A 24,926-nucleotide genomic window follows, 5' to 3' on the forward strand; every position below is an offset into this window, starting at 1 on the left:
CTTCAGTAAACAACGGGTGGGGTGAGGGATCATCCCACCCGTTGTGTTGTGCACAGCCAAATTCCACCTTCCGGACGAGTTCAGTTCACCAAGTACTCGCTAAAATTGAAGGGGCAACAGCGTTTTGAGGTAGGTAGTTCTTTTTGTCCGATTCCATCCCGCTGCGTCACAGCGCGGCATCGACCAACCCCGAACCATCCCAGGTGGATGTCTCATCGGAGTATCGCCACACGCTGTTGACCGCTCGCGGTGTTGGGGACCCAGGAATGATCTCCGACGACGTCCTGCTAGCATCCGGCCTCACCGAGACTCAAGTGACGGCCCGCAAAAACGCCGGGTTGATCAACACTCAGCCGGATGAATCTTCGCGCTCACTGGCCACTATTCTGCGCACCCACATTCTGACCTTATTCAATTTGGTCCTGTTTATCTGTGCGTTGGGCATTATCATCATGGGCCGCTGGCTCGATTTACTGTTCGCCATTGCCGGGGTGTCCAATGTGATCATCGGCGTGGTCCAGGAGTACTCGGCCAAACGCAAACTTGATCGCATCGCGCTGTTGCACCAAGACGGCATTATCGTCCAGCGCAACGGGACACACACCGAAATCCACCTTCATGAGGCCGTGTTGGACGACGTTGTCTTCCTACGTGCCGGTGACCAGGTCCCCGCAGATGGCCTCGTGTTAGCCTCCGAGAGCCTGGATGTTGATGAATCCCTGATCACCGGCGAAGCAGATCCCGTCTATAAACCCACCGGTGCCACCGTGCTATCGGGCACCTCGGTCGTGGCCGGGAACGGCTACTTTCGCATTACCGGGGTGGGCTCCGACTCGCACGCGGCCAGACTGACCAAACGTGCCCGCAAATTTACGAAAATTAATTCGGAGCTGCGCACCGCCTTAGACAAGGTGGCCAGCTGGATCACCATCGCGCTCATCCCGCTGATTGCGGTGGTCGCCTGGGGACAGATCAATGCCCTGGGCGGTTGGGATCAGGTGGTCGCTGACGGCACCATGAACTGGGCGCTGATCGCCACAATCTCTGGTATCACGACCATGATCCCACAAGGGCTGGCGTTGATGACCACCATCTCATTTGCTATGGCTGCCCTGACCCTGAGCAGCAAGAAGGTACTCATCCAGGAACAGCCGGCCGTGGAGATCCTGGCTCGGGTCGATACCGTGTGCCTGGATAAAACTGGCACGCTTACCGAAGGGATCATGCAGTTCTCCGAAGCCAAACAGCTTGCCGTCACGGATCGCGGCTGGCGACTCGTGTTGGGCCATATCGGAGCGGATCCGAACGCCAATATCACGGCCTCGGCCCTGCGCGAGCCGTTTCCCGACACTCCTGAGCTGCCGCAAACCGATGCGATCTCCTTTGCTTCGGAACGCCGTTGGTCGGCCTTTGCCTTCGGGCAACCCGGCGCAACAGTCCCGGCCGCTGGGGCCTGGGTGCTGGGTGCGCCTGAGTCAATTATTCCGGCACTTGGTGTTGATGACTCCACCAAAGACCGCTACCATCAGCGTGCCAAAGACCTCTCGTCAACCGGTAAGCGGACCATGATGCTTGCGCACTCAATGACGCCCTCGGTTGCGGCCACCGCGCAGCAGCCCTGGTTCGGCGACCAGGTGGCCTTACCGCCAAACCTCTCCCCCGCCGCAATCCTGACCTTTGAGGAAAAAGTTCGAGACGACGCCCGCGAGACGCTGGAATACTTCCAGGAACAAGGCGTCGGGCTAAAGGTCATTTCCGGGGACTCCCCGCACACCGTGGCCGCAGTGGCTCGGCAGATCGGTTGGGAGCACCCCGGCCCCGGCTACGATGCTCGCGAGCTGCCCGATAGCATTGAAGGGATGGCCAAGGTCATGGATCAACACTCGGTCTTTGGTCGGGTCTCACCGGATCAAAAAGAGCAAATGGTCAAAGCGTTGCAATACCGCGGCCACGTGGTGGCCATGACCGGGGACGGCGTCAACGACGCACTAGCTGTTAAAACTGCCGATCTAGGTATCGCGATGGGTGACGCAGCTGCTGCGACCAAGGCTGTGTCGCGCATGGTCCTGCTAGATTCCAAATTCTCGCGACTGCCGCATGTTCTAGCTGAGGGCCGCAAGGTCATCGCTAATATGGAACGCCTGGCGCACTTGTTTTTGGCCAAGACTTCCTACGCATTTCTCTTCGTGTTGTTCTTCTCGCTACTGGCCTGGCAATACCCGGCTCTACCCCGACAGATGTCGACCGCAGACTTCCTGTTCATCGGGATCGCTTCATTTATTCTGGCGCTGATGCCCAACCCGAGACGCTACGTGCCAGGGTTCTTGTCGCGTGCTTTGAAGTTCGCCATCCCCTCGGGCGTCGTTTTGATGGCAGCCCTATGGGGTATCAATTGGTACGCCCGAGTCTGGGCGGGTGATTTCAGTGGCGTGCTGCCGCTTGCCGCAGAAGATCCCACCGCTCCGCTGGTCATGGAACAGCTGCAAACCGCCACCTTCATCACGCTGACCCTGACGGGCCTGTGGCTGCTCAACGTCATCTCACGGCCACTGAACTGGCAGAAAATTGCCATGCTCATTGGGCTGTACGTGGTGTTCATCCTCGTACTCACCGTGCCGGTCTTACTGTGGTATCACCAGTTCATCCTGCCTCCGGCGCCGATTATTATCGCAGCCGTAGCGATCGCTGTCCTGGGATCCGTCGGGATCGAGATCATCCACCGTATTCACGATGCGCGCATGGGCGTGGCACCTATCGATCCGCGCCCGAAAGCCTAGGCACGAGCAAGGCCCGGGGTCAGAACCTCCCCGGGCCTTGGTACCGCAACCACAGAACCTCAGCGGTACAGCAGGAGTAGAATTTCCCGCCTCATATAACCACACAGGAACAACACATCTGCGTCTTCGGTAGTGCCGCAAGTCATCTCGACGTTCAAGCGACTACCAGATGGTTTCCATCGTGAGACCATTATGCATGTGACAACAATCACAGTCAAGCTTTGTTCTCACGTTGTTCCCTTGCGCAACCATCAGGTAGGATGCCGGTTACCCTCAGCTAGCTGGCCACGACAACATCGGCCGCGTCGGCTTGCACGAGCTCCTCGATGACGGTGGTGACCCACGCGATCGTTTCATCAGTTGCCAACGTGCCCCCACCGGCGTCGTGCCGCCCGATTTCTCCGACGCGTCGGGCGCCTAACTCTTGGAAAGCTGCATCCACCAGGGTTGCGCCTTTGGCAAAGAATTCATACGAGCTATCGCCGAGTCCAAACAGCGCGTAGTACAACGATGTGAGATCCGTACCCTCGGCTAACAATTGGGCATACAGGTCACGAATGCCGGTGGGCAGTTCGCCCTCGTCATAACTGGAGGTGATGACCAGCATGGGGGTGTCCGTCTGGAAGTCGCCCGGTTGCATGGTCGACATATCGACCGCCGTGGCGTTGGCACGGTCTGCGAGCGCCCGGACCAGTTCTTCGGAGACCAATTCGGCATTGCCCGATTCGGTGGCATAGGCGATGGTCAGCGGTGGCAGGTGCTCGTTGTTGAGCTCAACCTCGTGTTGCGGTTGCTGCGCGCGCGGCAGAGCTGTCGCAGAGGCCGCAATGAAACGGCGTTTTTGCGTATCGGTCAGTTTGGTGCGTGGTCGCAGGTCGGTTGTATTGGACTTTTCGTACGCATCGATCATCAACCAACCGTCCCAGGTGGTGGACCGGGCCAGGTGATGACGTAGGGCAGGCAAACCCGCGACCTGCTTGATTCGCGGGGCAGCGAGATCGGTTGCGATGACCTCTGCCAATTCACGTGCATCGGTGCGCTGAGACGGAATGGTGCCAACCGGTCCGCGGCGTAGCCAACCAGCAGCATAGAGACCCTCGGTGATCCGGCCGGTGCTGCGCGCCTCGTCACTGACCTGCAGCAGTTGTTCGGTTTGGTCACCGTGGAACCCGATCGCGGTGATAACCGAGGTCGTTGCGATCTTGTACGTCGTGGTCGTCGAGGACATCATCAGCGCTTCGACCTTACCGTCGGTAGTGACTACTTCATCAGGGGTATGGCCGAAGTACCAGTTGATCTTCATGCGCGCAGCCGGGTCTGCTGGGCGAGCTGCGAGTTCGGCCACGAGTTTTGCGCGAGCATCATGAGGTGCTGCTTCGGGGTCGAACCCGGTCACGGTGTGGGTGATGCCGGGTAGGTCAGCGATTTCACGCAGCATGACGGTATCGAATTTTGCTGCGGTAACGTCAGACCGGCCGATGACATTGATCGCGTGCAAGTGCTCGGTCAACGCTGCGTGAGTGGGTTCATCAATATCCGTTGCCGCCAACTGCTCTGCAGTGGAGGCCAGCAGCCGAATCATGTCCATGGCCACGTTGCCATTGCCCACGACCGTGGTCGTAGTTCCCAACGTTGGCAGCTGGGTGGTGGTCCGGTGTTGTTGAGCATCAGCGTTGAGCAGTCGCGCGAGCTGTCCTGCCCCATAAACTTGGGGTGCATCCGCACCGTCAATGGCCAGGGTGTTATCGGCGCTCAGGCCCGTGGCGACGACGACGACGTCGTGGGTGTCGCGCAGCTGCTGCAGAGTGATTTCGGCGCCATCGGAGTGCATCGTGGAGACCTTCGGCGCGTGGAAGGATGGGCGGCCGTGGATGGCGACGTCGTCGAGTGGCTGGCCGGTGGTCACCGTGGTGGAGCCGATGAATTCGACGCCGTGGCGTTCAAAGAGCTGACTGAATTGGACTTCTACATCCTTGGTGCCCTGGTGATCGGCGGCCACACCCGAGCGTACGAGCCCAAAGGGGGTTGGGGATTTATCGAAGACGGTCACCCGAGCATCCGGCAGACGGCGTGTGATGGCCTGAGCCGTATAACAGCCCGCTGGTCCGGAGCCCACGATGGCAACATGTGCTGGCTGCATCTCAGACTCGACAGCTGACACTTCGGCGTCCCAGCGTACGGGCAGCAGATCCATACCGCGGAAGACCCAGCCACCGGCTTCTGCCGGCCGATCTGGAATCAGCCCGAGGTTTGGGAGCTCGGAGAACAGTTTTGGCAGGGCCGCGGCGAACTGTGCGCGGGCAACCCAGGCGCCCAAGCACACGTGCACGCCCTTACCAAAGGCGAGGTGAGCGCCTTCGCCGGTTCGGGTCAGGTCGAAGCGCTCTGGGCTCTTCCAATAGTTTTCATCTCGGTTTGCTGACAACAGCGAGATGCCAAGTTTTGCGCCGGCCGGTAGGAACGTGCCCTGCAGTACGACGTCGCGGGTGGTTTGCCGCGAGTACATGCCAATCGGTGCGACCCAGCGGATTGCTTCATCAAATACCGCATCCCACAGGGCGGGGTCGGCTTGGACCATAGCCAGCTGATCTGGGTTTTGCATCAGCGCCCAGGCGGCCACGCCGATCGCATCGCGCGGTTCATTGAGTCCCCCACCGATGGTCATTTTCAGATTGGCTCGAATCGATTCCACCGGCATCTGATAGTCCGGCAACCGAACCAGAGCGGACAGCATCGAATCGTCCTGGTGGATTTTATGCCAGGCCAGCATCTCATCGAGGGCTTCATCGACTTCGTTATACGAGGCCTCACCTTTTGCCCACACCACTGGATCATCTGCATAATTACCGGTGGCATCGATCATGGTCTGGGACCAGCGCTGCAGATCCTGTTGAGTCACGTTGTGTAACCCCGTAACGGCGCGCAGGTTTTCCCCAGCATAGGGCGCAGCAAAGTCCCACACGAGATCCGCCCCGGGGCCTTTGGCTTTGAGTTCATTGAGGTACCGCTGGGCGTTGCGTTCAAAAATAGGTGCCCAGGTTTTCTTCACGACAGACGGACGCATGACCGGCTGCCAGGCTTGTCGTTCGACCCGGTGCTCAGGGTCGTCTTTACGCAGCATGGAATGGCCCATGGCTCGGATCATCAGGGAACCTTCTTCGTTGGCCGAAAAGGTTTCTTGATCCAGCTCGGTGTCGTGCACGGCATCATAAGAGGTGATCAGATACCGACCGATTGCTGGGATCCAGTGTACTCCGCCTTCGGCGCGGAGACGTTCGAAGGTTGGGAACGGATCGCGGTAGAGTTCTTCGATCGTCACCCAATCCGCAACTGGAGCGGGTTTGCCGTGGCCATGTGTTGTCGTCATTTGTGTGCGTCCTTTTCTTTCCAGACAATTCGTATCGGGTCAAAGACCGTGCTGTCGGTGTAGTTGCCCATGAACAGATCTGTTCCGGATTCGGTCAGTCGAGTGATGCCGGTTGCGTCGTCCTGGAACACAACCTCCACGATCGACATCCGGGCGCCGGGTTCAAATGGATCGGCGATGGTTAACCACCAGCGTTCACCTTCGCGTTGAAGCCTGGGATGGGCCACGGTGACAGCCATCATGCCCTGGTGACCGCGAAATTCCAGACTGCCGGCAAACGGCAGCTCGCGCGGAGCTGCCGATTCGACATCCAATGGAAACAACGTCTCGCCCGATTCCAACATCTGTGCACCATCATGCACCGCGACGTGGCCGTCCGCTAGGCGGTGGATGTATTCCCGGAAAGGGCGGTGAACACCCCATGCCAGCCCGGCGATGCGGTCAATACGTGCAAAGAGCGTGTTGTCGTTCACACCATTAACTGTGACCTAGACAATAGTGAAGTGCAAGTGAGAGCAATGTTGTTATATGTGCACTAAAATCTAGCTATGACTTCTCCCAGCACCCAACCCACACTGCGCCAGCTTGAGCTGTTTATTGCAGCAGCGCACTACGGGTCGTTTGTGGCAGCCGCCGACATCAAGTACGTCACTCCAAACGCGGTGTCGTCGGCGGTCACTGAACTCGAATCCATCTTCAACACGCAACTGTTTATTCGGCGTCGTGCCAAGGGACTGATTACGACGACGGCGGGCCATGATCTCATCGCACACGCGGAGCGCCTACTGGCCCAGGCCGAAGAACTGACACTATTGATCGGCAACCGTGACGATACACCGCGGGGTTCGGTGAAGATCGGCTGTTACGCGACCTTGGCGGCCACAATCATTCCTGAACTCTGGGCGCGCACCAGCCACCAGCTGCCCCTGATTACCTTGGACATTGAAGAAGGTCCCGTCGAGCAGCTGAGCCAAAAGCTTCTCGAGGGACGTTTGGATATGATGATTTCCTACCAGATCGGCTTGCCCACCGGCGTCGTCTCCAATGAGCTTTTCCACGCCACGCCACACGTATCTCTACCAGACAATCATCCACTGGCATCCCAGCGACCCGTGGCACTCAAAGCGCTAGAAGACGAGCCGCTTATCCTGTTGGACTTACCACCGGCCGGAGATAACACGCTTCGATTACTCCACAGTCAGGGCCTGCACCCCAATGTCATTCACCGCTCCACCAGTTACGAAACCGTGCGCTCCATGGTGGCCCGCGGCTTTGGCTACTCGCTATTCTTTCAAGAAACGCATACCGAACTGTCCTATGAGGGCTTGCGCATTGTCGATCTGCCAATCGATCCGCCCCTCGAAACGGAGCCCGTGGTACTGTCTTACGATCGCGAAGCTCGGGCCACGCATCGAGCAAAGGCCGTCCGGGACCTTATGCTCGACATGTTCGATCTTTCGCGACAATGAGGCATGAGCACGACAAACGGTGCAGCTCACATTGGGCCGCGACTACGCTAAGGCCTTATGAGCTTCGGTAAACAACTTAATCTGTTTCTTGTAGATGGTAAACCCGGTGGCCTTTTAACCGCCGAGGTGCGCGGCTGGACAGGTCACATAACGGCTGCGCCCAGGACACGGATAAAGGAACTGCTGGAACGCGAAGAAGCATCGCGAACCGGGGTTTACATCCTATTAGGCGAAGACCCAGAGGCTCCGGAGAGTATCCGAGCATATATCGGTGAGGGCGATGAGATAGGCATTCGTCTAAAATCCCACACCCAGCCGCCCGAAAAAGGCGGGAAGGACTTTTGGGATCGCGCGATACTCATGACCAGCAAGGATGCGAACCTCACGAAAGCACATGTACTGTATCTGGAATCGCGCCTCATTCAGCTGGCAAAAAGAGCTCAACGCAGTCAAGTGGAAAACACACAATCATCTGATCGAAGTCAACGACTCCCCGAAGCCGACATCGCGGTCATGGAGTCATATTTAGCAGAGCTAGAAATCGTGCTGCCAATGTTGGGAGTCAATATCTTTCGCCAACCCCGGCAGCAAATCGATCGCTCAACGCAAGTGACCACCGCGGTTACTAGCTCAGACGCTCCAATTTTTTATTTAGAGCATAAGCCCTCGGATCGAAGAGCTCGAGCCCAAGAATACGACGGCCAGTTCACCGTTTTAGAAGGTTCCCAGGCCGCCAGTGCCTGGACCGGGGTTCGGCGGGGATACCGCCAATTGCTTGAAAACCTCCACAAAGACGGGACGTTACGACCTGTGCCCACAAAGGACTATTCTGTATTTACTCGAGATCGAGTCATGAGCTCTGTCTCCGCAGCGGGGGCTATGATAACTGGTCGCGCTACAAACGGCCGGACGGAATGGCGGATAGAAGACTCAGAGATGACTTACGCCGAGTGGCAAAACTTCTCCTTAGGGGAAGACCACACTTCCGCTTAGTCCCGACGTCTAGGAAAGCCAACTGAACCTCACAGGGCTTACATTCGCCAACCAAGTGAGCGCATGCGCCCCTCGATGGACGGACACGTGTCCACGACGACGTTCATGCCGGCTTTCAGGGCCGCATCGACCGCCTCGGCACCGTCGACGTCTTTTTGAAACCAGATCGTTTTAATGCCCTTACGGATCACCTCGGCCACGACGCCAACTGCTGCGGCTCCGTTAACGAAAACATGCACGACATCGACGTCAAACGGGATTTCTGCAATGCGCCCAAACGCCCTATCGCCATTGACCGGTTCGCGGCGCAGATTCACCGGGACGACGTTCATGCCGAGTTCGGATTTCAAAAAAGAAGCAATGGGCTTGGCAACACGGTCGGGGCTGTCGGTCAGTCCTACGACGGCCCAAGTGGCACCCGCATCACCCAAAAGAGACGCAATAAACTCAGGATCATTAGTGGTTTGTGGACGATTCGAAAGCTGTGTCATGGCACCACTATAAAGTTGTGGCGCACATCACGTCTAGGTCGGTGATTTACCTGACGTGATTCAAACCGTATCCTTAGAGTTGATTATTCTTCAGGAGGTAGCGTGGCCCAAGTGGTGTATTCGACTCGGTTAGCTCAGTTATGTGCAGCTACCGGTGTGGAAACCGTGTTTATTCCAAGACAGTTATGGAATACACAGCTCAGCGATGCGTTTGAGAACGCCGAAGGTAATATCGCAACTGCTGACGGTATTACGGAGATTGATCTTCGGCCCGTCCGCACGGGAACACCAGACGGCGCGGTGATGGCCGCAGCTGGGTACCGCCACGCTGGTGGACCGCCCGCTGCTGTGGTGCTGGATGCGTCGCAGGATTTTTTGACCACGCTGGACAAAATTGGCCAAGCGGTCCGCGACAAACTGTCGATGGTCATTATTCTGGTCGAACCCGATGAACGGTTTAACGGCATTAGCGCGAACTGGGCGAGCCTGGTAACCGGGGTCGGGGCGATTGCTGTACCAGCAGGTGAAGCGGAGAACGTTTCGCAGGCCATGGTCGATGTCATTGAGGGCCTAAACAAACAGCTTCCGGCAGTCCTGATTGTCAAGCCCGAAAACCTCGAGGCTGAGATTACCGACGAAGCCGAACCAGAGTTCGCCGCCCCACGCACCGGCGCCGTGCCCCAAACTTCCCAGGTGGTTCGTGCTGCAAAATCACTCGCGCAAGCCCGGTGGCCCCTCATCATTGCCGGCCGCGGCGCCCGCCACGCTAAATCGACGATCGTGGATCTGGCCAACACCACTGGAGCACTGCTAGCCACCTCGGCCGGAGCGCACGGGTTATTCGAAGACCAAGAGTTCAATATTGGTGTCCTGGGACGTATCTCGACACCGGCCACCGCCGAGCTGGCCCGCAATGCGGATGTGATCGTTGCATTTGGCTGCGCGCTTGATGATTGGACCACCCGAGACGGCAAGCTCATCGGCCCCAATACCCTGTTGATCCAGGTCGACACATCGCCCTGGGCGGTGGGACGCTTCGCTGCGGTGTCACAGTCGCTGATCGCCGACGCCCAAGCGGTAGCGATTGCGTTGGATCTGGAGGTCAACAAGCTGCTGGCCGAACCCAAAGTCGGGTATCGGACCCAAGAAACGGTCGAACACTTGCAGTCCAAGTACTGGAACTCCCGGCCAATTCCAGAACACCAGCTACGCGAAGATACGGTAGATGCCCGAGCATTCTTAAATCGACTCGAAGAGGTTCTCCCCACCCAACGCACGGTCATCGTGGATCAGTCACCCCAGGCAGGGTATGCCACCAGTTACCTGCGGGTACTCGATCACCGGGGCTACATGTTTTTTCCATCCGGTGCCGTGGTCGCCGGGATGGGTGCATCGATCGCACGCGATGACCGGCTGATCGTCGTCGTGACCGATGAATCCGGGCTGATGGATGCGCTCACCGATTTCCGCACGGCTGTCGAAAATCTGCAACGCGGCGTTTTCGTGGTTTTCCAGCAGGAAGCGCCGGTGGTTGAAATGGCCCGCTACTACGGGCTACCGGTTCATGAGATCACCGGCCTGGAGCAACTGACTGCGGATATGTTCATTTCCGGTGTGGTGGTCTTAGCCGTGCAACAACAGTAGAGCCCCGTCAGCGAAGGTATTTGCACACCACAGGTGAACATGCTGAGCTGAGACTATGAGCACCGTTGCACTGTCGATTCTTGACCGCGCCAATACTCGGATCGTTGACGGCCACACCGTTAGCGCACGACAAATATTTGCCGAGGTCACCGCGCGGGCCCAAGCCGCCGAACAGCTGGGCTATCACCGCTTCTGGGTCGCCGAACACCACTCGGTTCCGGGTATTGCAGGCTCAGCACCCACCTTGCTAATCCCCCATGTGGCGGCGGCCACGTCGCACATTCGTCTGGGCACCGGGGGCATCATGGTGCCCGGTCACCAGCCTTTAGTGATTGCCGAGCAGATCGGTACCTTGCAGGCGCTGCTGGGCTCTCGATTCGATGCCGGGTTGGGCGCGTCGGTGGGATTCACCAAACCCGTACGTGCCGCATTACGTCAGCCCGATAACGCCAAAAACTCTTATCCCGACGACGTCGATCAACTCATCGCCTATTTAGATGGCACCGGCCAGATCACCGCCTACCCGCAGGATGATTCACAGACCGATCTGTTTGTGCTCACGGGTGGCGGCTCGGCCGAGTTCGCCGCACAACGCGGCATGGGCCTGGTACTGGGTGGACCGGCCGTGACCAGCGGGCTCAAGGCCACCCCAGACACCAATGCGTCCGTTGCGGCCTATCGAGAAAACTTTGCGACCTCACCGCAGCGCCAGCAGCCACCCCATGTCATCGCCTCGGTCAATATTGCCGTGGCAGAAAGCCACGAGGCCGCCAAAGACCTGGTGTTATCCGAGGCCTGGGCGCTCACCAGATCCCGCAGTGTCGGGGTTTTCCAGCCGCTCGAGGACCCTGCCAGCATCCGATTGACACACCCCTCACAGCAAGAACAGCGCCGACTCGACCGAGCACTCGCCACCACCATCTACGGGACCCCGAACGATGTCGTCGAACAAATCCACCAGGTGCTGGCCTATACGCAGGCTGATGAGGTGATGGTCACCGGCAATATTTGGGATCCAAAGAAACAGCTTGCGTCAGATCAGTTACTTATAGAAGCCTGGCGTGCTGCGGCAGGCTAACGGGTTTTCGGCCGATCGGTGACTTCACCGGTCGGTGAGACGGCTTCGGCAATTCGGGCCGCAGCCTCCCCCAGTGCACGGGATTGTTCCTCGGTCAGCTGGTCAAAGATCGCCTGGTGGACGGCCTCGACGTGGCCGGGAGCCATCTCGACAACTTTCTGCATACCTGCATCGGTGAGTTTGCCCAGGGTATACCGACCGTCTTCTGGATCTGGGATGCGTTCGACCCAGCCGGATTTCATCATCCGGGAGATGACGCGCGATAAGTGCGACAGCGTCATATTGGTGATGCTGGCCAGCTCAGACAAGCGGATCTGGCGATCCGGGGCTTCAGAGATCTGCGACAGCGCGTAGTACTCGTAGAGACTCAAACCAGTATCCTCGCGCAATTGGGCGTCGAGCTTGACCGGAAGCCAGGTCATCAGCGACCACACAGCACGCCATGTATAGTCTTGATCTTCGGTCAACCAGCGGGTTTCGGGTGTGTCAGACATGACACCAACCCTACATTACTTGACGCAGAAAGTTACGGCGGTCAGGTGGGCCTACATAGCGCGAAGTTGATTGACCTTGCACACGATTTTGATGCCGCTTGTGGATCACCACGGGTGTGCACTGGTAGCGAACGATAGGCGGTGTCTGAGCAAGCTTGCCTTGACCTTGCTCCGGTTGACTCGCAATACTGGTGTGCAAATGAGTGAAACCAAAGGTCTAGAAATTAACTGGCTCGGGGCAACAGGTTCCGCCCTCGGGTCTGTCACGTCAGCTGTCCTGCTGTCCACGCTCGGGGCCTCCGGTACGGTCATCGGAGCGGGGCTCGGAACGCTCATCATTGGTGTGGGCGGCAGTATCTACGCCTACTATCTCCAGCGAGCGAAATCCAATATTGAAAAAACGGCGGACAAGGCCAAACGCACTCGTCGGTTCTCGAAACGCCCAAAGGACCAGCTCGCGGACAACGCACCGATCACCGCTCAGAAGGATGCTACCCACGCTATTGGTGCAGCCCGTGCACAGTCTGCAAAACCCGGGTTGAAAGACGTGCTGCGGGACATGCCGTGGAAGCGTGTCGCATGGTGGGTTGCTGGGCTCTTTGTTGTGACGATGGCGATCATCTTGGTATTCGAACTTGCAACCGGCCGTCCGGTATCGTCCTACACCGGTGGGACCAGCCCGGCTAGCAGCGGCACGTCATTCACCGGGGTCACCGATCCGGCTCGCGACGATCCCGAATGGACACCAGATCAACAGCACCAGCCGGGGATCCAAGACCAGTCTGAGATACCGCAGCCCACGCAAGCACCGACCGACGGCGAGGAAGACTCTGTTGTTCCGGAAAATGAACCCACAGCAGCACCAGAAGCGCCTCGTGAGCTGCCCCAGCAACAACCCGAGCAGGCCCCACAACAGGCACCCCAGCAGGCGCCTGTGCAGGAAGAACCTGCCGAGCCAGTTGACTAACGTGGGCTGGTCCGTCTAGCACTATCTGCCACGTCAGCAGCTTCCAGATACATCGACCCCAGTGCCACAATGACCAGGCAACTGGGGTCGATGCATTTACGAGGTTGAACGCTAGACTGCGGCGTTGGCGCCGAGTTTATAGCCGGCACCGATGTGGTTTTCTGGGAGACGGTCGCCACGGCCAAAGAGTTTGTGGCGTAGCGTGCCGTCGGAGTATTCGGTCTTGTAGCGACCGCGCTCTTGCAGCTCCGGGACAACGTATTCTACGATGTCTTCAAATGTGCCCGGAGTGATGTGGTAGGCCAGGTTGAAACCATCAACATCCGTCTCATCCTGAATCTTGATCAATTCTTCAGCGACCGTTGCACCGGATCCAATGAGCACCGGACCGAAGCCACCCACGCCGGTCCATTCGGCAAGCTTGCGAACAGTCCACTCCTCGCCGTCACCGGAGGCTTTCCGGAAGGTTTCGGCAGCAGACTGGATGGCGTTGGATTCGATATGACCGATCGGGGCATCGAGATCATATTTTGCAAAGTCCGTACCCATCCACCCGGACATCAGTGCCAGCGCGCCTTCAACATCTGCGTATTGGGCTAGCTCGCGGTATTTCTCTTGGGCTTCTTCATCGGTGGCTCCGGTGATAATGGTTTGCATGCCAAAGACCCGAATATCATAGGGGTCACGGCCTACTTCAACCAGTGCCTGACGGGTCTTGGCGATCGAACCCGCCAACAGCTCATAGGTCGGTGAGTTCAAGAACGTGGCTTCAGCGTGCTTCGCGCTGAACGCGCGCCCACGAGTGGAGGCACCGGCCTGGTAAATGACCGGGGTGCGCTGTGGCGATGGTTCAGTCACCGCTGCTCCTGGCACCTTGAAGAATTCACCATCATGTTCAATGTTGTGCACTTTGGTGTGGTCCGTGAAGACGCCGGTCTCACGGTTGAACTGTACGGCGTCGTCTTCCCACGAACCTTCCAACAGCTTATAGATGACTTCTAAGTACTCATCGGCATGATCGTAGCGACGGTCGTGTTCCATCTGGTCATCGTTGCCCATGTTGCGGGCCGCCGATGGTAGATACCCGGTGACGACATTCCACCCCACGCGGCCGTTGGTCAGATGATCCAGGGTGGCCAGACGACGGGAGAACGGGAAGGGGTGTTCATAAGCCGTACCGGCGGTGACGCCGAAACCAAGATGCTCGGTCACGGCTGCCATCGCTGAGACCAACAAGAAAGGGTCATTGACGGGTACCTGAGCGCCGGATTGCAGCGCAGCATTCGCGTTGCCACCGTAGACGTCATAGGGGCCCAAGACATCAGCAATGAACAGGCCATCAAACAGGCCCTTTTCTAGCGTCTGCGCCAGGTTCATCCAGTAGGACAGTTTGTTGTAATCGCGTGATTGGTCCCGCGGGTGACGCCAGAGACCTGGTGATTGGTGGCCGACACAGTTCATGTCGAAGGCGTTAAAGAGGATTTGACGTTGTGATGACACGATGAGTTCTCCTTCCATCGGTTCTGGCGGTAGCACCTTCCCCTACAGGGTGGTTGCTGCGGCGTCGTCGAGCCAGATCTCTTAGCCGCTCTGGATGGTTTCCACTACCGATTCAAACACATGTGTGACCAACATTGCCAGTCGCATCGTCACATTGTTGCGCAGCACATGGTGCCGCGGTCGTATACTCAGTCGGGTCAATTTGTACGAAAGGTAACAACATGTCAACGCAAACCACAGGTCAGCAGCCGGTTAAACTGGCCAAAACGCTGACCAATATCGACGCGCTGGCCTTAGGCTTTGGCGCCATGATCGGTTTCGGTTGGGTTGTCCTCACGGGCGGCTGGATTGAAAACGCCGGCACCATGGGGGCCGTGGTGGCCATCCTGGTCGGTGGCGCGATCATGGCCGCCGTCGGGCTGGTTTACTCGGAACTCACCTCGGCCATGCCATTGGCCGGCGGCGTGCATCAGTACGTGTTGCGCGGCTTGGGTCCGCGTTTCGCGTTCATCGGTTCGTGGGCGCTGGTGGGCGGCTACGTCACGATCGTCGCCTTCGAAGCCGTCGCGTTCCCACGCACCGTGGCCTATATTTTTCCCGAAATTAACGCGATTCCACTGTGGGACGTGGCCGGTCATACGGTGCATCTGACGTGGGCGATGATTGGCGTGATCGGCGGCCTGGTGATTACCTGGCTCAACGTGCGCGGCGTCAAACAGGCCTCAATTGCCCAAAACTTTACGGTCATCTTCCTGCTGGTCGTCGGTGTCCTGATGATCTTCGGCTCGACCACCCGCGGCCAAGTGTCAAACATGGAGCCGTTGTTCACCCCGGGTACCGCCGGGTTCTTCACCGTGCTGATCGCCATCCCGTTCCTCTTCATCGGTTTCGATGTCATCCCGCAATCGGCGGAAGAAGTCAACGTCCCGGCGCGCAAAATCGGCCGCCTGGTGATCATCTCGGTTGCGATGGCCACCGCCTGGTACATCATGGTCGTGGTGACGACGTCGTCGGCAATGGGTGTCGAAGAACTGGCACAAACCGATATCGCCGTCGCCGATGCGTTCGGTACGCTGTTCAATTCCCAGGTGATGGCCAATATTCTCATTGCCGGTGGGATTGCCGGGATCTTGACCTCGTGGAACTCGCTGTTGCTCGGCGCTTCCCGCCTGGTGTACTCGATGGCCAATACCGGCATGCTGCCAGCCTGGTTTGGCACACTGCACCCGAAGTACAAAACCCCGGCCAACGCCCTGTATTTCCTTGGGGGCCTGTCGCTGCTGGCACCATTCTTCGGCGAAAACATGCTGACTTGGCTCGTGGACTCGGGCGCACCATCGATCATTATCGCTTACTTTATGGTCTCGGTGATCTTCATCGTGCTGCGTCGTCGCGACCCTGACATGTCCCGTCCACTACGGATCGGTGGCGCCGGCCGAGGCGGCGAGATCATCGGCTGGGCTTCGATCATCCTGACCGGCGTGCTATTTAGTGTGTACCTACCCGGCATGCCATCAGCACTGGGGTGGCAGCCGTGGCTAATCTTTGCGATCTGGTGGGGCATCGGCGCACTGTTCTTCTTCAAAGTGCCCACGGGTGTCACACCCGGCCCGGATGCCGGTCAGCGCGTCCTGGAAATCGTGCAAGAACGACGGCGAGCGAAACAAAACTCAGAGCGCTAACGGGCTGAACCTACGTTGAACCGGCGTGGTGCCCTAGCCTGTTTTCAGGTAGGCACCACGCCATTTTTACATCCTATGACGCCTCGCAGCATGGCCGTATTTTCACTTTGGCTTGCACTATGACTATGCTAGATGCGGTAACCATCCAGAGCGACTGAGAGACTTGGCTCGTTGACGTCGCAGCAACCACCCGCACGGGCAGGTGCTAACGCCAAGAGTCGATGGAGTGAATTTTTCATGACTCATGCAAATACCTCTGCCGTGGTGTGCCGCAATGTTGGCCGTGCTTTCGGGACCAATGGCACCAGCCGTCAGATCCTGACCAACATTGACCTGGAGATCGCCGCCGGGGAGATCATCTCGATTATTGGGGCTTCCGGCTCCGGGAAGTCGACGTTATTGCGCGCCCTGGGCGGGCTCGATGTGGGATTCACCGGCGAAGTGCTCATCGATGGCACCGCGGTCGCGGCCTACGATCCGCGCTGTGCGATCGGTTTCCAAGAGCCACGTTTACTGCCGTGGGCAACCGTGACCGATAATGTCGCGATCGGCCTGCCCGAAGGCACACCCAAATCAACGGCTACCGCTCGCGTGGCCGAACTCCTTGACCTCGTCGGTCTCGCGGAGGCCGCCGATCACCGGCCGCGTGAGATCTCCGGTGGGATGGCCCAGCGCGCTTCCCTGGCTCGGGCCATGGCACGCGACCCAGAGATCCTGCTGCTTGATGAACCCTTCGGCGCGCTTGACGCGCTCACCCGCATCAAGATGCAGCAACTCCTACTCGACGTCCACGCCCAAACCGGCACCACCACCGTGATGGTCACCCACGACGTCGACGAAGCCCTGCTGCTCTCCGACCGGATCGTGTTACTCGACGCCTCACCCCACACTGAAGGCGCCACCATCGCCAACATTTTTACACCGCCCGCACCTCGCCCACGCGCCAGCCACGACCCGGCTCTGGTCGTGCTGCGCGAAGCACTCCTTGCTGGCCTTGGTGTTGAACCACTTGCATCCTCGAAAGGTTAATCATGTCACTTCCACGTAAAGCGCTCACCTCAGCCATCCTCGCTGCAGCACTGGCGCTGACCGCGTGCGCTGGAGAAAATGCCGACGCCGATACCAACGCGGCTGACGCCGAGACCCTGCGCATCGATTACGCAACCTACAACCCGCTGTCGCTGATCATCAAGGAGCAGGGCTGGTTGGAAGACGAACTCGACGGCGACGTCGAATGGGTCTTCTCCGCAGGCTCCAATAAGGCCAACGAAAACCTCCGTGCCAACGCGATCGACGTGGGCTCCACCGCAGGCTCGGCAGCTCTGCTTGCCCGGTCGACCGGCACCCCGATCCAGACGATCAGCGTGGTCGGCAACGTGGAATGGACCGCCCTGGTGGTGCCGAAGGATTCGGATATTGAATCCGTAGCAGACCTCGAAGGCCGTTCGGTTGCTGCGACCCGCGGCACCGACCCATACTTCTTTCTGGTCCAAGCCGTAGAAGAAGCCGGTCTGGACCTATCGGATGTTGAGGTTCAAAACGTACAGCACGCCGACGGTTTTAGCGCGCTGAATAACGGCTCGGTCGACGCCTGGTCCGGTCTGGACCCCATCATGGCCGGTGGTGAGGCCGACACCGAATTCCTCTACCGCAATGTGGATCTGAACACCTACTCATTCCTCAACGCCACCGAAGAGTTCATCGAAGAATCCCCCGACGTCGCCCAAGTTGTCGTCGACACCTACGAGCGAGCACGCACCTGGGCGCTGGAAAACCCAGAAGAAACCGCCCAGCTACTAGCCGACGAAGCCGATATCGAACTCGACGTCGCAAAGATCGTGATCGAAGAACGTTCCGGTTTTGACATCAGCCCTGTCCCAGGTGATGAACAAGCCGGCGTCCTGGCCGCTATTGCCCCAATCTTTGTCACCTCAGGCGATGTTGACAGCCAAGAAGATGTCGACGCCGCCCTGGAAACGCTCTTTGCCCCACAATTTGCTGAACAGGCCAGTGCGGAGTAACCCATGACAACGCTTGAACAAACGGAACGTCTTCTCGAGACCACGTCACCAGCAACCCCACCCGACACAGACGGGACAGGCACAGCCCTGAACACCACGAACCCGGCCGATACAACCCGATTCATCGATCGCAAAGGCGTCAAGCCGGCCGTCGGTTTCCTCGTACCGGTTGTGCTGCTGGTCGCCTGGTGGGTCGTCGCCGCAGCCGAAGTCTTCACCGCCGTCCAGCTGCCCCCACCGGTCGCCGTATTCGAAGCCGCCGTCGGTCTTATCCAGCGCGGGGACCTGTGGTCACACATCGGCATCTCCGTCCAACGCGTGCTACTTGGTTTTGGTATCGGTGCCGTCCTGGGCATGATCTTCGGCGCCATCCTTGGACTATCTCGCTGGGCTGATGCCCTGCTGACTCCCCTGCTGGGGGCCCTGCGCGCCGTGCCATCGCTGGCCTGGGTCCCGCTGCTGATCCTGTGGATGCAAATCGGTGAAGACTCCAAGGTCACGCTGATCGCCATCGGCGCGTTCTTCCCGGTGTTCACCACGCTCTACGCCGGTTTGCAGCACGTCGACCCGCACCTGGTCGAAGCCGGCCGCGCGTTCGGGTATAAGGGCTTCCGCCTATTCAAAACCGTCCAGCTGCCCGCCGTCGTCCCATCTATTTTCTCGGGCCTACGTCTAGCACTGGCCCAAGCGTGGCTGTTCCTGGTGGCCGCCGAACTCATCGCCTCATCCATGGGACTGGGCTTCCTGCTGACCGACTCCCAAAATAACGGCCGCACCGACCGCCTCATCCTGGCGATCATCTTGTTGGCCGTGCTCGGCAAGATCACCGACACCCTGCTGGGCCTAGCAGAAAAACGTGCCATCGCCCGCTGGACCTAAACTCGGCCATTATTAACCAACGACGCCGTCCGGAGTTTTCCGGACGGCGTCGTCGTACTTTGTGTCGGGGCCGTCATGCGGCAGGGAGTTAACCGTTGACGGCGACGGTATTGGCCACCGCAGACTTCACGCGGCTCGGTGCGGTTTCTTTCAGCCGGATTATACCGTCTGAGGTATCCGTGGGGTCGTATTATCCACAGGTCACTTCGCTGGACCGTATCTGTCCACATCCCGCAGGCTACCGCCCAGCCGAACTGCGCCCCTGTCTAGGCTGAATATCACAGCATCACCCGCGAACTGCTCAGTAGGTGAACACGGTGGTAACCAAGATGCCTGACACACAAGAGCTCTTATCTGATGACCAATTGAACGAGCTATCCATAGGTCAGATACAGGCCCTTCACTTGCGACTAGCCCAAGCTCAGCAGGCCAGGTTGGCCGATCCCCATGCCTATGAGCACTTCGCACGGCATGCTGTAGCAACCGGAGCCGATTGGAATACCACCTGGGCAGCGGAGGAGTCCGTACAACAGGATAGCGCAGACCATGAAACGAGCGCGTCGCAGCCTGTCTCAAAAGGTAAGTTCGCAGGCCCTACCCCGGTCGCGCCCGAAGCGTTTTACGATACTTTGCCGGGGCTCGTCGATAACTTCGTGACCACTATGCGACTGTTCGATGCCATGCTGATCGATGTGTCGCGAATCGTCGAGCATGCGTATCGACTCGATCGCGATACCATGCTTGGCATTCCCGCAAGCGTCGACTTATTCAAAACTGGTAAACGCTGGTTGGCCCACCGCTTTGGCGTTGATACTCGCAATATCACCAAGTACTTCAACCGCGCCGAACTGGTGACCGGGAAACAAGCGCGCTTTGACGGCGTCACAAAGGATCCGCTCTTTCCAAAGATGGCCCAAGCCTATGCTGCTGGGACAATTCCATCCGAGAATATGGATCGCATGTCACAGGTTGCCAACCAGTTCTACGATTTCTATCACGCGGTGGGATTAGATAAAAGCAACGCGACCGATATCTTACAGACCATGGATCCGATCTTTACCGATGCAGCCCAGCAGATGACGCCTCAGGAACTGTCACGGCAATCCACAAAGTGGCTGCAGCAGATCGCTCACATCGTTGACCCCGATGGTCCCCCACCAGAGCAACGTCTCACCAAGACCAAGAACTCGCTAACGACTCGAATAGTCAGCGGAAAACTTCGCATCAACATCGTCACGGATGTGGTCAACCTAGAGCTCATTGAAGCGCTGATCTTGGCCGGGCTCAACTTCAAGTCCAATCAGCATAAATTCCGTTCAAACACCAGCGAGCAGCATGACGCTTCGAATGGTACAAACGATCCGTCGTCAACCGAACACCATGATGACGCCGCCCAAGAAAGCGCCCCAGAACCGGAGCCAAGCGCTGCCTCAGCTAGCAATGACGGACGCTTTGGTGATTTCGATTCCGACGGCTCTACCTCGTTTGAGGATACGGTCTCCGCTGAAGAACGGCTAGGGCAATTTCACCAGCACATGGATGATGCGGTTGACGACGCTGAAACCTTTATGGAAACTCAAGATGGCGAAAAGGTCTCTCGGGAGCAGGTACGCACGCTCGATCCGCGCAGCCGCGAGGAGAAAGCTCACGATATTTTCTTCACCATCCTGAAGGCCCAGGGCAAACGCTCCCCTGGAGCCGAAGGAATGGCCGAATATAAACGTGCACCATCGATTCTATGGACCGTCATGGATTACCAGACCCTCATCGATATGCTCCGCGACACCCTCCCAGAAACTTATCGTCTCGATGATGACTACCGGCGAAACCCGGGGATGGCTGGTTTCAATCCGAAACCACCGCCACGCTTCGAACCGTGGCAGGCACTCATTAACGACAACCTTCCGCCTGACACCAATGACCCTGAAGCATTCTTTGGAGCAGATCCACTGTTAGGTAGGTACTGGTCGAATACCGCAGACCCTCCAGACGACCAGCCGGACAGTTCCCTTGAACCGACACCTCCGCACGCACAACAGCGCGGTCACCCGTATGTGTCGCATCGCTACCAGACGGGCAGCATCTCACCCAGCGCAGTACTCAAGGATCTATGCGACGCGAAAGTTATCCCCGCCGTTTTCGACCAAGCTGGCGTGCCATTATTCCTCGGCAAAGGAAAGCGACTCTTCAGCGATTATCAAATCCTAGCGGCCGCAATGCTCGGTGGCTGTCGAGGCCCTGGGTGCCGTGTCCCTCCCGTATGGACGGAAGGCCACCATGCCATCTATTGGGGCGACGGCGGTGGCACCAATACCACCAACCTCATTTTGTTATGTAATGCCTGTCACGACCACGTCCACCAAGGGGTCTGGTCACCAACGTGGGATGACCACGGTGTCCTCTATTGGATCCCCGCCCCGTGGCTTGACCCAAGCCAGACACCGATACGAAACACTTACTGGGATGACTAACTGCCACCACTGACAGCGTCCGTAGAATTGCCGGTAACCTTCGAACTTGGGCACAAGTTGGTTGTTGAACCATCGAAGAACGGCCCATCGGAAGATAAGCACGATGCGCTGCTACCGTTCGTCAGAACAACTCGTAGAGGCGGAGCGATGGACTGCTGGAACACTTACTTTCGCTCCCGCCGCCCATATACTTTTAACCATGGTTGATTCGACCGCTTCCCCTGATGTGCTGGTCGTGGGTGCTGGCCCCACGGGCCTGACGGCAGCCCTTGCGGCCATCCAAGCGGGCATGACCGTGCGAATCATCGATCAACGAATCGAACGCACGCAGTATTCCAAAGCGCTGGTCACCCACGCACGCACCATGGAAATTTTTGCCGCGTTGGGCATAGCCGACGACGTCGCCGCTGCCGGTCGCGAGTTGAAAGCCCTCAATCTCCGTGGTTCATTCGGCGTCCGCGGCCGGGTTGCACTGGACGAGTTGGACTGGGGCGATACCGCCTATCCGCACTGGCTCATCATCCCCCAATTCGAGGTGGAAAACCTATTAGAACAGGCCTTGGCCCGCCATCAGGTCGCGGTGGAATGGGGAACTCAGCTCACTGGCCTGCAGCAATCGGCTGCGTCGGCGACGGCGAAAGTATCGACACATGACCAGCCCAAGACCGTCACCTCATCATGGGTTGTCGGTGCCGACGGCGGCCACAGCACGGTGCGCGCCAACATTGGTTCTAAATTCAAACGCGCCGAGGCCGAAGCGTCATTCATTCTCGCGGATGCCTATACCACCGCACACCTACCCGACCGAGAAGCCCAAGCTGTCCTCGCCCCTGAGGGCTTCCTCTTGCTCATCCCGTTGCCGACGCACGGGTTGTGGCGTATCGTGGCGCATCTGCCGTATGTCTCTGAAGATTCGGCCGAGCCGATTAGCCCAGAGCTACTCGATGGGCTCATTGCGTCGCGCGCCCGCATTCACTTTGGCGCCCACGATATCGAATGGACCTCGCGATTCTCGCCCTCCTACGGCATTGCTTCCCCGTTGCGCTCAGGCAGGGTATTTCTGGCCGGCGACGCTGCCCACGTCCACAGTCCCGTCGGCGGGCAAGGCATGAACTTTGGGGTCCATGATGCGCACAATATGATGTGGAAACTGGCTCTGGCACACCGCCTGGAGTCAAAAGATGCCGCAAAACTGCTTGACAGCTACGAATCTGAACGGCGTCCGGTGATCGAGCGCATGGTGGCTCGGGTACAACGAATCACGACCCTGGTCACGGATTCCCGACGCGCCGGACGTCGCGTTTTAGGAACCGCGGCGCCCACGCTGTTGCCGCGCACTGCGGCCCGGCAATTCCTGGGTCAAACCATGGCCGGGCTCAATATCGCCTACCAGCACGGACCACTGGTGCTGGGTCGTGACAAGCTCTCCGGCAAACGTGCGGCCAGTGCCATCACCCGCCACCAGCCACCCGGCACCTGGTATTGGTATACCGACAACAACGCAGTCCAACTGATTCGGCCCGACGGCGTCGTCGCAGTTTCTGGCGCGACACGCCAGGAGGTCAACAAACGCATCGACCGCAATGCCCTACTCAAAACCATTCTTGACGTCGTGGCACCGACAAGCTGAGCGACTCTGAATCGCTAACGTGTCCTACCTGTGCGCGTAGGATCGAGCCATGGCTTCATTAGGATCTCGCATCGCAACGCAGCGCCACACCGCTGTGGAACAGCTCGCTCCGGCGCTCACCGACACCACACCCGTGTTGGGTGTGATCGATTACAACATCCTGGACCAACTGATTGAACTCGTCCACCAGACGTATTCCGAAGAATGGTTCCGGCCAGCTGTTTCTGTCGGAACGATCGGCATACCCGGGGTCCTAGAACATTTCCGCGCGCGTGGCATCGGCGTCTTAACAAGCTCGGCCGTCGAGCTCGAAATCGCTCGGCACAGTGGCTACCCGCTGGTAGACGTCATCCACAACGCCCCGGTCAAGACGCACACTCAGCTCCAAGATGTCACAGACGGTGCCGTGAGCTTCAGCATCAGTAACTTCGCCGAATTGGCCAGGGTGGATCAGCTGCTGCAGGACACCGAAAACTATGCGGGCACGATCGGGTTGCAGATCACCCCGCAAGCCTCAGCAGATGATAATGCCACGACCTTCGCACACGTAGGGATCGGGCTGCGGGATCACCGCAAAGATCTCATCGAAGTCTTCCTCGAACGGCCCTGGTTGACGCAATTACACGTGAGCTTTGATACGCCGCCCACCAGTCTGCAACAAACCGCTGAACAGGTTGCGGCGATCTATCAGTTCGCCGAAGATATTGAACACGCGGTCGGCGGCCCCCGCATCCAAGGACTACATTTTGGTGCGGGCGCGTCCATGCAGTCCGGTGACGAGGAACAGGATCCCGCACTGGATAATCATCGCTTCGTACACCAAGCGATGATCCCGGACCTGATGTACGGAAAATATCAGTTCACCATCGATTTCAGCGAATTTCTGACCGCCAGGGCCGGGATGATCCTGGCCCGGGTGGAATACACTAAAGACCTCGACGGCCGGATGATCGCTGTGGTGCACGCCGATGCTCAGCCACATCCCGAAACCAGTCGCATCATCGTCTTCGATGAACATGGCAACCACAAAGACGACTTCCAACAGTACTATTACGACGTCGCTGGTCCCAACGGGCTGGTCGCCCAGAGCGTGCCGCTACCCGCAGTTCAAGAAGGCGATGTGTTAGCGCTCCTCGATATCGGTGCTGCCGCATTTGGGCCACGCTCACACTTTACCGCGCCCATCTACGGCATTCGCGCCGACGGATTACTAACCGAATCCAGCGTGCTGTCCGCTGGCCGATCGACTCATGACCTCACGGAAGCCGCTGGGATTTATCAGCCCGAGAAGCTACTGCACTAAGCTCCGCGGCGCAATGTGACGGCGTCGTTTTTCAAATTCCATCGGAATTGCCTAAAGTAATGGGCGTAACCCATCCAGAGCGGCTAAGAGATCTGGCTCGACGACGCCGCAGCAACCACACATTGTGCAGGTGCTACCGCCAGAACCGATGGAAAGGTTA

The 24,926-nt window shown here is 58.4% G+C and carries 18 protein-coding genes and 3 riboswitches; of the genes, 13 read left to right on the forward strand and 5 right to left on the reverse strand.

Annotated features, from left to right (window positions below):
* Window positions 1-143: 143 nt before the first annotated feature.
* The gene (locus tag FB556_RS09830) at window positions 144-2,777 is read left to right on the forward strand and encodes an HAD-IC family P-type ATPase (RefSeq protein WP_141867184.1); all 2,634 of its coding nucleotides are present in this window, start codon (window positions 144-146) and stop codon (window positions 2,775-2,777) included.
* A gap of 277 nt (window positions 2,778-3,054) precedes the next feature.
* On the opposite strand, the gene FB556_RS09835 is transcribed toward FB556_RS09830, so the two are convergent.
* Both FB556_RS09835 and FB556_RS09840 read right to left on the reverse strand, forming a co-directional pair.
* Window positions 3,055-6,144 (reverse strand): cytochrome P450, encoded by a 3,090-nt coding sequence (locus tag FB556_RS09835; RefSeq protein ID WP_141867185.1) that lies wholly within the window; start codon window positions 6,142-6,144, stop codon window positions 3,055-3,057.
* Window positions 6,141-6,617 carry an HtaA domain-containing protein gene (locus FB556_RS09840; protein ID WP_141867186.1) on the reverse strand — a complete coding sequence of 159 codons (477 nt, stop codon included), beginning with the start codon at window positions 6,615-6,617 and terminating at the stop codon, window positions 6,141-6,143. The genes FB556_RS09835 and FB556_RS09840 overlap by 4 nt, the downstream gene beginning before the upstream one ends.
* Window positions 6,618-6,692: 75 nt before the next feature.
* Between FB556_RS09840 and FB556_RS09845 the strand changes: the two genes are divergently transcribed.
* Window positions 6,693-7,613 carry a LysR substrate-binding domain-containing protein gene (locus FB556_RS09845; RefSeq protein WP_141867187.1) on the forward strand — a complete coding sequence of 307 codons (921 nt, stop codon included), beginning with the start codon at window positions 6,693-6,695 and terminating at the stop codon, window positions 7,611-7,613.
* A gap of 57 nt (window positions 7,614-7,670) precedes the next feature.
* Window positions 7,671-8,606 (forward strand): GIY-YIG nuclease family protein, encoded by a 936-nt coding sequence (locus FB556_RS09850; RefSeq protein WP_141867188.1) that lies wholly within the window; start codon window positions 7,671-7,673, stop codon window positions 8,604-8,606.
* A gap of 38 nt (window positions 8,607-8,644) precedes the next feature.
* On the opposite strand, the gene FB556_RS09855 is transcribed toward FB556_RS09850, so the two are convergent.
* Window positions 8,645-9,097 (reverse strand): CoA-binding protein, encoded by a 453-nt coding sequence (locus FB556_RS09855; RefSeq protein WP_141867189.1) that lies wholly within the window; start codon window positions 9,095-9,097, stop codon window positions 8,645-8,647.
* Between the two features lie 102 nt (window positions 9,098-9,199).
* Between FB556_RS09855 and FB556_RS09860 the strand changes: the two genes are divergently transcribed.
* Together FB556_RS09860 and FB556_RS09865 are read left to right on the forward strand one after the other, a co-directional pair.
* Window positions 9,200-10,741, forward strand: a complete 1,542-nt coding sequence (locus FB556_RS09860; RefSeq protein ID WP_141867190.1) for a thiamine pyrophosphate-binding protein — start codon at window positions 9,200-9,202, stop codon at window positions 10,739-10,741.
* A 55-nt stretch (window positions 10,742-10,796) separates the two neighbouring features.
* Window positions 10,797-11,819, forward strand: a complete 1,023-nt coding sequence (locus FB556_RS09865; protein ID WP_141867191.1) for an MsnO8 family LLM class oxidoreductase — start codon at window positions 10,797-10,799, stop codon at window positions 11,817-11,819.
* On the opposite strand, the gene FB556_RS09870 is transcribed toward FB556_RS09865, so the two are convergent.
* Entirely contained in the window at window positions 11,816-12,313 is a 498-nt protein-coding gene (locus FB556_RS09870) for a MarR family winged helix-turn-helix transcriptional regulator (protein WP_141867192.1), read from the reverse strand. The two genes, FB556_RS09865 and FB556_RS09870, sit on opposite strands and share 4 nt — an antisense overlap.
* Window positions 12,314-12,512: 199 nt before the next feature.
* Between FB556_RS09870 and FB556_RS09875 the strand changes: the two genes are divergently transcribed.
* Complete coding sequence (locus tag FB556_RS09875; RefSeq protein ID WP_141867194.1) at window positions 12,513-13,280, forward strand: hypothetical protein; 768 nt, start codon at window positions 12,513-12,515, stop codon at window positions 13,278-13,280.
* A 111-nt stretch (window positions 13,281-13,391) separates the two neighbouring features.
* Here FB556_RS09875 and FB556_RS09880 read toward each other — a convergent pair whose 3' ends face one another.
* Window positions 13,392-14,798, reverse strand: coding sequence for an LLM class flavin-dependent oxidoreductase (locus FB556_RS09880; RefSeq protein ID WP_141867196.1), 1,407 nt, complete (start codon window positions 14,796-14,798; stop codon window positions 13,392-13,394).
* Window positions 14,792-14,881, reverse strand: a riboswitch (SAM riboswitch). (Overlaps the previous gene by 7 nt.)
* Window positions 14,882-15,001: 120 nt before the next feature.
* On the opposite strand from FB556_RS09880, the gene FB556_RS09885 reads away from it, so the two are divergent.
* From FB556_RS09885 to FB556_RS09915, 7 genes are all read left to right on the forward strand, one after another.
* Entirely contained in the window at window positions 15,002-16,462 is a 1,461-nt protein-coding gene (locus FB556_RS09885) for an APC family permease (RefSeq protein ID WP_141867198.1), read from the forward strand.
* A gap of 138 nt (window positions 16,463-16,600) precedes the next feature.
* Window positions 16,601-16,690, forward strand: a riboswitch (SAM riboswitch).
* A 9-nt stretch (window positions 16,691-16,699) separates the two neighbouring features.
* Entirely contained in the window at window positions 16,700-17,491 is a 792-nt protein-coding gene (locus FB556_RS09890; protein WP_141867200.1) for an ABC transporter ATP-binding protein, read from the forward strand.
* Between the two features lie 2 nt (window positions 17,492-17,493).
* A complete protein-coding gene (locus FB556_RS09895) occupies window positions 17,494-18,483 on the forward strand; it encodes an aliphatic sulfonate ABC transporter substrate-binding protein (RefSeq protein WP_141867202.1) in 990 nt (329 codons plus the stop codon).
* A 3-nt stretch (window positions 18,484-18,486) separates the two neighbouring features.
* Window positions 18,487-19,362 (forward strand): ABC transporter permease, encoded by an 876-nt coding sequence (locus tag FB556_RS09900; protein ID WP_141867204.1) that lies wholly within the window; start codon window positions 18,487-18,489, stop codon window positions 19,360-19,362.
* A gap of 329 nt (window positions 19,363-19,691) precedes the next feature.
* Window positions 19,692-21,833: an HNH endonuclease signature motif containing protein gene (locus FB556_RS09905; RefSeq protein WP_141867206.1), complete on the forward strand. Its 2,142-nt coding sequence runs from the start codon at window positions 19,692-19,694 to the stop codon at window positions 21,831-21,833.
* Window positions 21,834-21,936: 103 nt separating this feature from the next.
* A complete protein-coding gene (locus tag FB556_RS09910) occupies window positions 21,937-23,463 on the forward strand; it encodes an FAD-dependent monooxygenase (protein WP_141867208.1) in 1,527 nt (508 codons plus the stop codon).
* Window positions 23,464-23,512: 49 nt separating this feature from the next.
* Entirely contained in the window at window positions 23,513-24,766 is a 1,254-nt protein-coding gene (locus FB556_RS09915) for a type III PLP-dependent enzyme domain-containing protein (RefSeq protein WP_141867210.1), read from the forward strand.
* A gap of 67 nt (window positions 24,767-24,833) precedes the next feature.
* Window positions 24,834-24,921: riboswitch (SAM riboswitch) on the forward strand.
* The last annotated feature ends 5 nt before the right edge of the window (window positions 24,922-24,926 follow it).

The sequence above is a fragment of the Enteractinococcus coprophilus genome (assembly GCF_006716305.1).
In the GTDB taxonomy this organism is placed as follows: Bacteria; Actinomycetota; Actinomycetes; order Actinomycetales; family Micrococcaceae; genus Yaniella; species Yaniella coprophila.